This is a genomic window from Microbacterium sp. STRO-1N, from assembly GCF_057748015.1.
On the sequence record NZ_CM173234.1, the window covers coordinates 1,695,122 to 1,708,381 of the forward strand.

At 68.6% G+C, this 13,260-nt stretch carries 12 protein-coding genes; 10 read left to right on the forward strand and 2 right to left on the reverse strand.

Annotated features, from left to right (window positions below):
* The first annotated feature begins 110 nt into the window (after window positions 1-110).
* From AC3ANJ_RS07975 to AC3ANJ_RS07990, 4 genes are read left to right on the forward strand one after another with little or no spacing between them, the layout of a single operon-like run.
* Window positions 111-1,730: an ABC transporter substrate-binding protein gene (locus AC3ANJ_RS07975; RefSeq protein ID WP_488318999.1), complete on the forward strand. Its 1,620-nt coding sequence runs from the start codon at window positions 111-113 to the stop codon at window positions 1,728-1,730.
* Between the two features lie 13 nt (window positions 1,731-1,743).
* Complete coding sequence (locus AC3ANJ_RS07980) at window positions 1,744-2,700, forward strand: ABC transporter permease (protein WP_488319000.1); 957 nt, start codon at window positions 1,744-1,746, stop codon at window positions 2,698-2,700.
* Complete coding sequence (locus AC3ANJ_RS07985) at window positions 2,697-3,509, forward strand: ABC transporter permease (protein WP_488319001.1); 813 nt, start codon at window positions 2,697-2,699, stop codon at window positions 3,507-3,509. Before AC3ANJ_RS07980 ends, AC3ANJ_RS07985 begins: the two co-directional genes overlap by 4 nt.
* Entirely contained in the window at window positions 3,506-5,005 is a 1,500-nt protein-coding gene (locus AC3ANJ_RS07990; protein ID WP_488319002.1) for an ATP-binding cassette domain-containing protein, read from the forward strand. Before AC3ANJ_RS07985 ends, AC3ANJ_RS07990 begins: the two co-directional genes overlap by 4 nt.
* On the opposite strand, the gene AC3ANJ_RS07995 is transcribed toward AC3ANJ_RS07990, so the two are convergent.
* Window positions 4,997-5,653 carry a pentapeptide repeat-containing protein gene (locus AC3ANJ_RS07995; protein ID WP_488319003.1) on the reverse strand — a complete coding sequence of 219 codons (657 nt, stop codon included), beginning with the start codon at window positions 5,651-5,653 and terminating at the stop codon, window positions 4,997-4,999. The two genes, AC3ANJ_RS07990 and AC3ANJ_RS07995, sit on opposite strands and share 9 nt — an antisense overlap.
* Before the next feature lie 79 nt (window positions 5,654-5,732).
* Here AC3ANJ_RS07995 and AC3ANJ_RS08000 point away from each other — a divergent pair, with 79 nt between their 5' ends.
* The 6 genes from AC3ANJ_RS08000 (at window position 5,733) to ndk (ending at window position 12,506) form a co-directional block, all read left to right on the forward strand.
* Complete coding sequence (locus AC3ANJ_RS08000; protein WP_488319004.1) at window positions 5,733-5,885, forward strand: ribbon-helix-helix domain-containing protein; 153 nt, start codon at window positions 5,733-5,735, stop codon at window positions 5,883-5,885.
* A complete protein-coding gene (locus AC3ANJ_RS08005; RefSeq protein ID WP_488319005.1) occupies window positions 5,882-6,571 on the forward strand; it encodes a VOC family protein in 690 nt (229 codons plus the stop codon). The genes AC3ANJ_RS08000 and AC3ANJ_RS08005 overlap by 4 nt, the downstream gene beginning before the upstream one ends.
* Window positions 6,572-6,957: 386 nt before the next feature.
* On the forward strand, window positions 6,958-10,326 hold the full coding sequence (gene ileS / locus AC3ANJ_RS08010; RefSeq protein WP_488319006.1) for an isoleucine--tRNA ligase: 3,369 nt from the start codon (window positions 6,958-6,960) through the stop codon (window positions 10,324-10,326).
* Window positions 10,327-10,328: 2 nt separating this feature from the next.
* Window positions 10,329-11,681 carry a bifunctional folylpolyglutamate synthase/dihydrofolate synthase gene (locus tag AC3ANJ_RS08015; RefSeq protein WP_488319007.1) on the forward strand — a complete coding sequence of 451 codons (1,353 nt, stop codon included), beginning with the start codon at window positions 10,329-10,331 and terminating at the stop codon, window positions 11,679-11,681.
* Window positions 11,678-12,091 carry a DUF4233 domain-containing protein gene (locus tag AC3ANJ_RS08020; RefSeq protein WP_488319008.1) on the forward strand — a complete coding sequence of 138 codons (414 nt, stop codon included), beginning with the start codon at window positions 11,678-11,680 and terminating at the stop codon, window positions 12,089-12,091. The genes AC3ANJ_RS08015 and AC3ANJ_RS08020 overlap by 4 nt, the downstream gene beginning before the upstream one ends.
* A 1-nt stretch (window position 12,092) precedes the next feature.
* Window positions 12,093-12,506: a nucleoside-diphosphate kinase gene (gene ndk / locus AC3ANJ_RS08025; protein WP_406245544.1), complete on the forward strand. Its 414-nt coding sequence runs from the start codon at window positions 12,093-12,095 to the stop codon at window positions 12,504-12,506.
* A gap of 59 nt (window positions 12,507-12,565) precedes the next feature.
* Here the strand turns inward: ndk and AC3ANJ_RS08030 are convergent, their stop codons facing one another.
* On the reverse strand, window positions 12,566-13,177 hold the full coding sequence (locus AC3ANJ_RS08030) for a vitamin K epoxide reductase family protein (RefSeq protein WP_488319009.1): 612 nt from the start codon (window positions 13,175-13,177) through the stop codon (window positions 12,566-12,568).
* Between the last annotated feature and the right edge of the window lie 83 nt (window positions 13,178-13,260).

Consider the following 13,260-nt stretch of genomic DNA (forward strand, 5'->3'; position numbering starts at 1 on the left):
TGCTGACAGTCTACCGATTGCCTGCAGAGGTCGCCCGACGTGGTAGATCGACCCGGTCCAAGAATCGGACGTAGACTGATATGTCCCCTTCTCCTGTTCTGAGGATCCGCATGCCCACCGCATTCATCCGTCGAATCCTGCCTCTCACCGCGCTCGCGGCGGCAACCGCCCTGGCTCTGAGCGCGTGCGCCGCGCCCGGCGGCGAATCCGCTGACGAAGGCGGCGGCGAGGTGGTCTGGGCGATCGAGGGCGCGAACCTCTCCGCCGGGCACATGGACCCGCAGACCAGCCAGCTCGATGTCGCGAGCATGGTGCAGCGCGCGGTACTCGATTCGCTCGTGTTCCAGGAGGCCGACGGCACGTTCTCGCCCTGGCTGGCGACCGAGTGGACGGTGTCGGACGACGCGACCAGCTACACGTTCCAACTGCGCGATGACGTGACGTTCCACGACGGCGAGCCGTTCGACGCGGAGGCCGTGAAAGCGAACTTCGACCGCATCGCCGACCCCAAGACCGCATCCGCACAGGCCGAGAGCATGCTCGGAGGGGAGTGGTACGCCGGTACCGAGGTGCTCGGCGATCACGAGGTGCGGGTGAACTTCAGCCAGCCGTACGCACCGTTCCTGCAGGCCGCGAGCACGCCGCTGCTCGGCTTCTACTCGCCAGCGGTGCTGGAGTCGTCTGCAGACCAGCTGAAGGCGGGCGGACCGGGCGTCACGGTCGGAACCGGGCCGTTCGAGCTCACGGACTACACGCCCGACCAGGAGATCGTCTACACCCGCAACGAGGACTACGCGTGGGGGCCCGATGATGCGGGAGCTGCGCAGTTCGACACACTGCGCGTCTCGATCCTTCCCGAGGCATCCGTGCGCGCCGGCGTCGTCGAGAGCGGCGAGGCCGATCTCGCCAGCCAGCTGCCGCCGAACATCGCCTCCGAGCTCTCAGACGCGCTGACGGTCGAATCGCTCGAATACCCTGGTCTGCCGTATTCGCTGTATCTCAACGAGAAATACGGTGTGTTCGCGGACGAGAAGGTGCGCCAGGCCTTCGCCCGTGGCATCGACGTCGACGCGGCTGTCGAGGAGATCTTCTTCGGCCAGTTCCCGAGGGCATGGAGCATCCTCGGATCGACCACGCCGACCTATGACGCATCGCTCGAGGGCAGTTGGCCGTTCGACCAGGACGAGGCGAACCGCCTGCTCGACGAGGCCGGATGGACCGAGCGCGACAGTGACGGCATCCGTATGAAGGACGGCCAGCGCCTCTCGGTGCGCTGGATCGCGTGGACCCCGGTGCCCGACGACAAGGCTGCGCTGGGCAACGCGATCCAGTCGGATCTCGCGGAGATCGGCTTCGAGGTGAAGCGCGAGGTGCTCGAACCAGGTGCGTACAACGAGCAGTACGGACCGAAGACGTTCGATCTGACGGACTGGGGTTTCTCCGGCGTCGACCCCGACCTGCTGCGCAGCCACCTGCACACCGCTGGCTTCCAGAACGCCTCGCAGGTGTCGGATGCCGAGATCGATGCACTGCTCGAGCAGGGCGTCGCCACGACGGATCCGGATGCCCGCACCGACGTCTACCAGCAGCTGCAGCAGTGGAACGCCGAGTACACCGCGATCGTGCCGCTGTACAGCCCTTCGTTGATCACGGCGGTGAACGACAACGTGCACGGCCTCGCCTACGACCTGTACGGTCGGCCGCTGTTCTACGGCACGACCGTCGACTGAACCGGCGACGTCGGTGAGCGAGAAGGCGGGCCCCCGTGCGCTCGTGCTCCGGATCGCGGGGATCGCGGCATCCGCTGTGCTCGTGCTCTGGGGTGCCGCGACGCTCGCCTTCCTCGCCTTCCGGGTGATCCCCGGTGATCCGGTGTCGGTCATGCTCGGTCCCCAGGCGCAGGTGAGCGAGAGCGTGAAGGACGCGATCCGTGCGGAGCTGGGGCTCGACCGTCCGCCGTTCGAGCAGTACGTGGCGTACCTGGGCGGCCTCGTGCGCGGAGACCTGGGGGAGTCGTACCAGCTCAGGATGCCGGTGTCGGAGGTGATCGGCAGACAGCTCGGGGCGACGCTGCAACTGTCGGCAGCGGCGCTGGTCATCGCCGTCGTCGTGGCGCTCGCCGTCGCACTCCTGGCACGCGGTCGCATCGCCGGGGCGATCGTGACAGGTATCGAACTCGTCATCCTGTCGTCCCCGGTCTTCTGGATCGGGATCGTGCTGCTGAGCGTCTTCGCCTTCGGACTGGGCTGGTTCCCCGTGACGGGGTCGCGCAACCCTGCAACGCTTGTGCTGCCCGCCATCACGCTCGCTCTTCCTGTGGCGGCGCTGCTCGGGCAGGTGCTGCGGGACGGCATCTCCGAGGCGGAGCGCCAGCCGTTCGCCGACACAGTGCGCGCCCGAGGCGCCGGCCCTGTGTGGCTGACGCTGCGTCACAGTCTGCGTCACGGCGCGACGGGTGCCCTGACGCTCGCCGCGTATCTGACCGGATCGGTTCTCGGCGGTGCCGTCCTCGTCGAGACGGTGTTCGCCCGACCAGGTCTCGGGCGCGTGACGCTCGCCGCCATCACGGATCGGGATCTCCCGGTCATCACCGGGATCATCCTGCTCAGCGCCCTCGTGTTCGTGATCGTGAGCATCGTCGTCGAGCTGCTGCATCCGGTGCTGGATCCGCGGCTGCGCCAAGCGCGGAGCGCCCGATGAACGCCGCGCGCCGTGTGCTCCTGGTCGTGGCCGTCGCGGTGCTCGCCGTCATCGCGCTCGCCGCGTTCGCGCCAGGGCTGATCTCGAGCCACGATCCGCTGCAGGTGGACGTGCGCTCGACGCTGCTGCCGCCGAGCGCCGAGCATCTGTTCGGCACCGACCAGAGCGGGCGGGACGTCTACTCGCGCGTCGTGCACGGTACGGCGCGCTCGGTCGGGATCGGCGCGCTGGCGACGGCGATCGCTCTGGCCGTCGGACTGCTGATCGGATCGCTCTCCGGGTCGTCTCCGCGGGTGGTCGACGCCGGCTTCATGCGACTGAACGATGTGCTGATGGCGTTCCCGGAGTTCCTCATCGCGCTCGTGGTCGTCGCGATCCTCGGGCCTGGTCCGGTGAACGTCGCGGTCGCGGTGACGCTGGCTGCGATCCCGGTCTATGTCCGGCTGGCGCGCGTGCAGACGCGCACACTGCGTCTGGCGGAGCATGTCGAGGCCGCCCGCATCCTCGGGGTGGCTCCCCTCAGGGCGTTCACCAGGCACGTGGTGCCGGGGGTGCTCGGCTCGCTCAGCGTTCTCGCGACGATCGGTGTCGGGTCCAGCATCCTCGCGGCGGCCGGACTCAGCTTCCTCGGGCTCGGGCCGACCGAGCCGACGCCGGAGTGGGGGCTGATGCTCTCCGGAGGCCGCAACGTTCTCGGACAGGCCTGGTGGGTCTCGGTGTTCCCCGGGATCGCGATCACGCTCACCGTGATGGCGGTGACCGTCGTCGGACGGATCCTGCGGGCCGGCGCTGAGGGGCGGCGGGCATGACGGCTCTCGAGGTGCGCGGGCTGCAGATCGCCTTCCACGGCCAGGTGGTCGTCGATGGCGTCTCGTTCTCGGTGGAACCAGGGCAGTGCGTCGCGATCGTCGGGGAGTCCGGCGCGGGCAAGACGCTCACGGCGCGGGCGATGCTCGGGCTGACACCGGCGCACGCCGGCGTGCACGCGGAGCGACTGGAGGTGGCCGGCGTCGACGCACGTCGTGTCGACGAGCGCTCGTGGCGCCGGCTGCGCGGCGACACGATCGCCCTCGTCTCCCAGGACGCGCTGGTGTCGCTCGATCCGCTGCAGCGGATCCGTTCCGAGATCGCGGAGCCCCTGCGCCTGCACGAACGGCAACTGCGTGGTGCGGCGCTGCACGCCAGGGTGCGCACCCTGCTCGAGCGGGTATGGATGCCCGATGCCGAACGACGCGCCGAACAGTACCCGCACGAGCTTTCCGGGGGACTGCGGCAGCGGGCGCTGATCGCCTCAGCGCTCGCGGGATCGCCAACGGTCCTCGTCGCGGATGAGCCGACGACGGCGCTGGATGCGACCGTCCAGGCGCGTGTGCTCGACCTGCTGCGCGAGATCGCGGATTCCGGAACAGCGGTGCTGTTCATCAGCCACGACTTCGCCGCCGTGCGTCGCGTCGCCGATCGGATCATCGTGATGCGCGGTGGTCGGGTCGTCGAAGAAGGGGACGCGGCGCAGATCCTGGACGCTCCGCGCGAGGCGTACACGAGGGCGCTGGTGGCGGCGACCCGACACGAGCCGCGCGCCGTCGCGGACGCCGTCGTCGAGCCGGTGCTGTCGGTCGAGGGGCTGTCGAAGGCATTCGGCGGGGTGCCCGCGGTGTCGAGTGCGTCGTTCCTGGTGCCTCGCGGCCGTACGCTCGGGATCGTCGGAGAATCCGGCTCGGGCAAGACGACGCTCGCCCGCATGATCATCGGAGTGGAGCGTCCGGATGCTGGGTCGCTCACGTGGCACGGCGCCCATCGCGTGCAATTCGTGCACCAGAACCCGCTCGGCGCGTTCGATCCGCGCTGGAGCGTCGGTCGTTCGCTGCGGGAGGCGCTCGAGGCCGCTGGGGTACCGCGACATGCGCGACCCTCGCATGTCGCACGATTGCTCACCGAAGTGGATCTCGACCCGACGCTGGCGGCTCGGCGCCCCGCGGCGCTCTCCGGAGGGCAGCGGCAGCGCGTGGCGATCGCGCGGGCCCTCGCGGCCGACCCCGACGTGCTCGTGCTCGACGAACCGGTCTCAGCACTCGATCCGACGGTGAGGGAGCGCGTGCTCGCTCTGCTCCAGCGCATCCAGCGCGATCGCGGGCTCACGATGCTGTTCGTCTCGCATGACCTCGATGTCGTGGCGGCCGTGGCGGATGACGTCCTGGTGATGAAGGACGGCGCCGTCGTCGAGCAGGGACGCGTCGTCGATGTGTTCGACGCGCCGCAGCATCCGTTCACGCAGGAGCTGCTCGCGGCTTCTGGGTCACGCTAGATCCCGCACCTCGATCCCGACGCCGGCCGCGAGGATCGGGGCGAGCTGCTGCACCTGGAAGGTCGTCAGCGTCACGCCGCGCAGGCTGTTGGTGTCGATGAACGCGAGAGCGTCGAGGCCTCGGAGGTCCACGTCCTTGGCGCGCAGTCCGCGTGGGTCGACCTCGTCGCTGCGGCAGTCGTCGAAGCGCACGCGCGTCAGCTGCGCCTGCGGCACGTCGAGCGCGCGGATCGTGCAGTCGGCGATGAGAATGTCGGTGGCCTTCGCCGCACCGAGATTGAGATAGTCGATGCGCAGATCGCGCAGCTCGAGCTCGGCGATCCGAGTGGTGCTGAGATCGAGGGTGCCGATGCGCCCGCCCGTGATGCGCACGCGCCGGATCCCGGCGTCGCGGAGCTTCAGCGATGCGGCACGGATGCCGGTGACATCGACATCCATGACGTCGGCCCCCGTCATGTCGATCGTGCCGGCGTCGGCCGTCACGACGCATTGCTCGAGGGTCGCGTGCGCGAGGTCGACGTCGCCGGCCAGCGCGAGACGGGAAGCCAGAAGATCCGCGCTGCGCGCCGGTTCCGCCGGTGTCAGCGTCTCGGGGAGGTCGGGCGGGGAGACGCGGGGTGCGGCGGGGGATTCGGGGGAGCGTGCCATGCATCGAGCGTAGGCCGCTGGTCGGACACATGCGGGTCGGGTACTTGCACCCCGGAGGCTTACAAGCTAAATTGCTAGCATGCAAGCATCCGAACCCAAGGTGCAGTTCAACGTCTACCTGCCGCAGGACCTGGTCCGCAGTGTGAAGCACCGGGCCGTCGACGACGCCACGAGCCTCTCCGCGCTGGTCGAGACGGCACTGCGCGCGTATCTCGAGGAGGAATCGCGATGACCGTCGTCCAGCAGATCGTGTACACGGAGCGGCCGGAGCGGTGGTGGGCGCTCGCGGAGGCGCTGGGGTTCTCGGCGACCTTCGCTCCGTCACCGGAATGGGGCGAGTTCCATGCGGACGGCGTCCTCGCCGTCCATCCCGCGACGGCCGACCACGCGGCCGGCGGTGTCGACATCCACCTGCTGGTTCCCGACCTGGATGCCGCGGCATCCGCGCTGTCGGCATTCGAGGTCTCTCGCGAGACGATGGAGGGTGTCGGGGAGTTGCTGACGGTCCGGACGGCGTCCGGCCCCGCCGTGACCGTGTCGGCGGGCACCGGGACCGTCTCGGGGGACATCGCCGTGCAGCCGATCTGGTTCCAGGAGGATCTCACCGCACCGCGGGCGATTCTCGAGGCGCTCGGTCTGCGCGCGGGGATCGCGGCGGATCGCGGTGGCTGGGTCGAGATGCGCGGCGATGGCGGAGCGGTCGGGCTGCACTCGGGATCCGCGCGCGTCGGGTTGAGCTTCGAGGCGCGCGGCGACCTCGATGCGCACGCGCGACGCCTGCGGGATGCCGGTTTCGATGCCGCCGTGGTCGACGAGGCGTTCGCGCGCACGATCCGGATCCCCGACCCCGATGGCGGCGACGAGATCTGGATCAACGGCGTCCAGGACGACCTGCACGGCTATCACCGGGAGGGTTAGCGCCGGCGAGCGCGAGCGTCGAGCGCGAACTTCGGACTTGTACTCCAAATTCGGAGTGATTCAGCTCAAGCATCCGAAGTTGGCGTACTTCTCCGCGTGAAGCGCCCGGTCGCCCTGCAGCGCCGGCGCACGTGCCCGATGTGCTGGAAGCGCGATCCAACGCGGATCCCGCGTACAATTGAGCCAAAGCATCGATCCGGCCATCACCGGGGAGCTCTCGGAAGAACAGTCGCAGGACCTACTAGAACCGAGCGGGGCAGGCCCGTCATCGCCGCAGTGAGAGTGGCCCCGCCGTGAGGCGGCGCACGCGGGGTGGTACCGCGGTCCTTCGCACGACAGGATCGTCCTCGCAGCAGCATCCGCCACGACGAACACTGCGAGTCACGATGACCTATCCACGCCCTTCCGCCTTCGGCCCCGCCGCCGACTCCGTCACGCCCAGCCCGCGGCTGCCCGCGATCGAGCAGGAGATCCTGGAGTTCTGGAAGACGGACGACACGTTCCGCGCCTCCATCGCGCAGCGCGACGGCGCCGAGGAGTGGGTGTTCTACGACGGCCCGCCGTTCGCCAACGGCCTGCCGCACTACGGGCACCTCCTGACGGGATACGCCAAGGATCTCTTCCCGCGCTTCCAGACGATGCTCGGCAAGAAGGTCGACCGCGTCTTCGGCTGGGACACCCACGGCCTGCCCGCTGAACTCGAGGCGATGAAGCAGCTCGGCATCACCGAGAAGAGCGAGATCGAGGACATGGGCATTGACGTCTTCAACGCGAAGGCGAAGAGCTCCGTGCTGGCCTACACACGCGAATGGCAGGACTACGTCACGCGTCAGGCACGCTGGGTCGACTTCGACCGCGGGTACAAGACGCTCGATCTCGGCTACATGGAGAGCGTGCTGTGGGCGTTCAAGACGCTGTACGACAAGGGGCTCGCCTACGAGGGCTACCGCGTCCTGCCGTACTGCTGGCGTGACGAGACGCCGCTGAGTGCGCACGAGCTGCGCATGGACGACGACGTGTACCAGATGCGCCAGGACCCGTCCGTCACGGTCGCGTTCCCCCTCACAGGGCCGGATGCCGAGGCGAAGGGGCTCGACGGCGTCCGCGTCCTCGCGTGGACGACCACCCCGTGGACCCTTCCGACCAATATGGCGCTCGCCGTCGGTCCGGAGATCCCCTATGCCGTGCTGCCCGCGGGGCCGAACGGCGCCGCAGACGGCAACACCGGCCGCTTCCTGCTCGCCGCCGACCTGCTCGCCGGGTACGCGAAGGATCTCGGCTACGAGGACGCCGCCGCGGCATCCGATGCCGTCGAACGCACCATCTCGGGGGCGGAGCTGTCCGGCCTGAGCTACGAGCCGCTGTTCGACTACTACACGGATGCCGCGACCTACAGCACCGAGAACGCCTGGCGCATCCTCGTCGACGACTACGTCACGACCTCGGACGGCACCGGCGTCGTCCACCAGGCGCCCGCCTACGGCGAGGACGACCAGCGCGTGGCGACGGCCGCCGGCATCCCGACGATCCTGTCCCTCGACGACGGGGGACGTTTCCTCCCGAACGTGACCGACGTCGCCGGCGAGCTCTGGATGGATGCGAACACGCCTCTCGTCCGGTTGGTGCGCGAGCAGGGCAGACTCATCCGGCTGCAGAGCTACGAGCACTCCTACCCGCATTGCTGGCGCTGCCGGAACCCCCTGATCTACAAGGCCGTGTCGAGCTGGTTCATCCGTGTCACGGACATCAAGGACGACATGCTCGCGAACAACGAGCAGATCACCTGGGTGCCTGAGAACGTCAAGCACGGGCAGTTCGGCAAGTGGCTCGAGGGCGCGCGCGACTGGTCGATCAGCCGCAACCGCTACTGGGGCTCGCCGATCCCGATCTGGAAGAGCGACGACCCCGAATACCCGCGTGTCGACGCGTACGGTTCGCTGGAAGAGCTGGAGCGCGACTTCGGTGCGCTCCCGCGCAATCCGGAGGGTGAGATCGATCTGCACCGCCCGTACATCGACGACCTGACGCGTCCGAACCCGGACGACCCGACGGGCAAGAGCACGATGCGCCGCATCGAGGACGTCTTCGACGTGTGGTTCGACTCTGGTTCGATGCCGTACGCCCAGGTGCACTACCCGTTCGAGAACCAGGAGTGGTTCGACGCCCACGCGCCGGCGGACTTCATCGTGGAGTACATCGGACAGACCCGCGGCTGGTTCTACGTCATGCACGTGCTGTCGACCGCGCTGTTCGATCGCCCGGCGTTCACTGGTGTCAGCTGCCACGGCATCGTGCTCGGCAGCGACGGCTACAAGATGTCGAAATCGCTGCGCAACTACCCCGACGTGTCCGAAGTGCTCGACCGCGACGGCTCCGATGCGATGCGCTGGTTCCTCATGTCGAGCTCGGTGCTCCGCGGCGGCAACCTCGCGGTGACGGAGGAGGGGATCCGCGCCGGCGTCCGCGAGTTCCTGCTTCCGCTGTGGAACTCGTGGTACTTCTTCGCGACCTACGCCAACGCGTCGGGCAACGGCTACGAGGCATCCTGGCGCACGGACTCGACCGATGTCCTGGACCGCTACATCCTCGCCCGCCTCGGCGACCTCGTGCGCGAGGTCCAGACCGACCTCGAGGGCCTGGACTCGACGACAGCGGCCGGCCGCCTGCGCGACTTCGCCGAGACTCTGACGAACTGGTACATCCGGCGCTCGCGCGACCGCTTCTGGACCGGTGTCACCGACGACCCGAAGAGCCGTGAGGCCTTCGACACCCTCTACACCGTGCTCGAGACCCTGAGCCGCGTCGCGGCTCCGCTCGTGCCGCTGATCAGCGAGCGCGTCTGGCAGGGGCTCACGGGTGGCCGCAGCGTCCACCTGACGGACTGGCCGGACGCCTCGGCCTTCCCGGCTGCGGATGAGATCCGCGATGCGATGGATGCCGTGCGCGAACTCTCCAGCGTCGGCAACGCCCTGCGCAAGAAGGAGAAGCTGCGCGTGCGCCTGCCGCTCGCCCGACTGACCGTCGTCTCGCCGCTGGCCGGTTCGCTCGGGCAGTTCGAGGACATCCTGCGCGAAGAGCTCAACGTCAAGTCCGTCGAGCTCGTGCAGCTCACCGACAACGCCGCGGCGGAGTACGGCATCAGCCACCGCCTGAGCGTGAACGCACGCGCCGCAGGTCCTCGCCTCGGCAAGGAGGTGCAGCGGGTGATCCGCGCCGCGAAAGACGGCTTCTGGACCGAAGACGCCGGCGTCGTGACCGCTGACGGCGTCGTGCTGGAGCCGCACGAGTACGAGCTGGTGCTGGAGACCACCGGTCGCCCGGAGGGCGAGGCCCTCGCGATCGTCCCGAGCGGTGGTTTCGTGCTGCTGGACACGGCGACGACGCCCGAGCTCGAAGCCGAAGGCCTGGTGCGCGACGTCATCCGTGCCGTTCAGGAAACGCGCAAGCAGGCCGGTTTCGACGTCAGCGACCGCATCCGACTGCAGCTGCTGTTCACGGGCGAGGATGACAAAGTCGCGGTTGACTCACGATACATCGAAGCGGGTCTCCCGGAGGAGACGCTCGCGAGCGGCGTCCTACTGCTCCTTGCGCCGATGGACATCGCCATCCCCGAGAGCGTGGATGCTGCGCAGTGGCCGGCCGGGGCCGAAGGAACGATCGGCGTCTCGTCGCCGGAGTTCGTCGCCCTGGTCCCGGCAGGGACGTACGCGAACGCGGCCGACTTCTACATCGCTGTTTCCCGGATCGGAGCCTGAGCATGAGTGATCGCGACCGCGCGGATGCCGTCTACGAGGCACTGCTCGCCAGGGCGGGCGAGCGGTGGGTGCAGCCCCGCAAGGAGCGCACGGCGCGCATCCTGACCCTGCTGGATGATCCGCAGCGCACCTACCGCGTCGTGCACATCACCGGCACGAACGGGAAGACCTCGACCGCACGGATGATCGAGAGCCTGCTCAGGGCGCACGGTCTGCGCACCGGTCTGTTCACGAGTCCGCATCTGGAGCGCTTCACCGAGCGCATCATGATCGACGGCGAACCCATCGACGACGGCGCGATCGCCGACGCCTGGGACGAGATCGAGCCGTTCGTCGGCATCGTCGACGCCGAACTCGAAGCTGCTGGTGACGCAGCGCTGACGTTCTTCGAACTGCTCACGGTGCTCGCGTTCGTCGCGGCCGCGGACGCACCCGTCGACGTGCTCGTGCTCGAGGTCGGCATGGGCGGCGCGTGGGATTCGACCAACACGGCCGATGGCGACGTCGCGGTGTTCGCGCCGATCGACATCGACCATGCGGATCGGCTCGGCGACACGATCGAGGCCATCGCCGAGGTGAAGGCAGGAATCATCAAGGAGGGCGCGGCTGTCGTCTCCGCGCAGCAACCGGATGAGGTCGCTGCGGTGCTGCGCCGTGTGGCCGCGGAGAAGAGCGCGACGATCGCGTTCGAGGGTGCCGATTTCGGGCTCGCCGAGCAGAAGCTCGCGGTCGGCGGTCAGCTGCTCACCGTGCGGGGCCTCGCCGGTCAGTACGTCGAGGAGTATCTCCCGCTCTACGGTGCCCACCAGGGGCACAATGCCGCTCTGGCGGTCGCTGCGGTCGAGTCCTTGATCGGCGGAGGATCGCAGCCGATCGCCGGCGACATCATCACCGAAGGCTTCCAGGGCGCGACGTCGCCGGGGCGCCTGCAGTTGCTGGGCATCGCACCGACGGTGGTCGTGGACGCGGCGCACAACCCGCACGGCGCGACCGCCCTCGCGCAGGCGCTCGACGACAGCTTCGATTTCGACGAGTGGGGCGTGGTTCTCGGCATCCTGTCCGACAAGGATGCCGCAGGCATCGTGTCCGTGCTCGCACCGGCGGCAGCGCACGTGTTCGCGACCGCGCCGGAGTCGGAACGGGCCAGCGATGCCGACGCGATCGCGGACCTGGTCGAGCAGGCCGGGCACCGGGCCACCGTGCACCCGTCTCTCGCCGAGGCTGCTGATGCGGCGCGCGAGTGGGCGGCATCCTCCGACCGCCGTGCGGTCGTGATCGCCGGCTCCGTGGTGCTCGCCGGCGAGGCGATCGCCCTGGCGGAGGAAGAGGACTGGAAATCCGGGTGGCGCGCATGAGCGACACTCCCTCGGCGCAGCGCCGTCCGCGTGCGCAGCGCAGCCTCGTCCAGAAACTCGCGCCGATCGTGCTCGGTTTCGAGGCGATCGTCGTGTTCCTCGGCGGCCTGACGATCTTCGGGCTCCGAGTGCTGCCCGACCCGATCGCCGACTGGTGGGCCATCGTCGGCGGTGCCGTGCTGGCACTGGCGTGCATCGGGATCGCCGGCCTCATCACGAAGCCGTGGGCGATCGCCGCGGGGTGGGCGGTCCAGTTGATCGTCGGACTGTCCGCGTTCCTGGTCCCGGCCATGCTCATGGTCGTGCTGGTTTTCGGTGGCATGTGGGGGTATGCGACGATCATGGGGGCCAAGTTGGATGCACGACGTCCGGCAGGAGCCGAAACCGATTCTTCGACAGAGAGTGAATGACATGGCCACCGAAGAAACCCTCGTCCTCGTCAAGCCCGATGGCGTCGCTCGCGGCCTCACCGGCACGATTCTCGCGCGCATCGAAGCCAAGGGCTATGCGCTCGTCGACATCCGCCTCGTCGAGCCGGACCGCGACCTACTGGCCGCGCACTACGCCGAGCACGAGGGCAAGCCGTTCTACGAGCCGCTGCTCGAGTTCATGCTGTCCGGACCGTCCGTGGCGATCCGTCTCGCCGGCAACCGCGTGATCGAGGGCTTCCGCTCGCTCGCCGGCACCACCGACCCGACCACGGCCGCGCCGGGCACGATCCGCGGCGACTTCGGTCGCGACTGGGGTCTGAAGGTGCAGCAGAACCTCGTCCACGGCTCCGACAGCCCCGAGTCCGCCGCGCGCGAGCTCGGCATCTGGTTCTGACCCAGCTGAAGACGAAGGCCCGCTCCCTGAGGGAGCGGGCCTTCGTGCTGCAAGGGCGGTCAGATCCAGAGATCCACGAGGGCGCCCAGGAAGTCCATGTTGTTCACCTGCAGCAGGACGATGACCAGCGCGCAGCCCACGATGGAAGCCAGCGGCACCCACGCCATGAGCTTCTGACCGATCGCCATCGCCTTCTCCGATCGGCTGAACGTGCCGTTTCGCAGCAGATGCACCATCGTCGAGATGAACGTGGGGATCGTGACCGCCCAGGTGACCAGGCACCAGGGGCAGAGCACGAAGAGCTCGAAGACGGTCTGTCCGATCAGCCAGCACACGAACCCGAACGCGAAGGTGATCCCGGCGCCGAACAGGGCCCAGAACCAGCGCGGGAAGCGGGCGCCCGCGATCAGCGCCACTCCGACGACGAGCGGAGCCATCCAGCCGGTCAGACCGAGAAGCGGATTCGGAAAGCCGAAGACGGCACCCTGCCATGATCCGAGATTCGTGCTGCACTGCAGGAAGGGGCTGATGTCGCAGGCCAGCGGGTCGCCGGGATTCTCGAGCAGGTAGAACTTCTCCACGGTGAGTTGGAAGGCGGCCCACCACCCGATCACGCTCGCGATGATCAACCAGATTCCGTACCCGACATAGCGGGGGCGCTGCTCCGTCATAGCGCCAGTATCTCAGCGATTGCTATGGGCGGAGCGTGAGGCCGCCGGGACAATCCGCACGTCGGATGCCGCGATATCCCGCG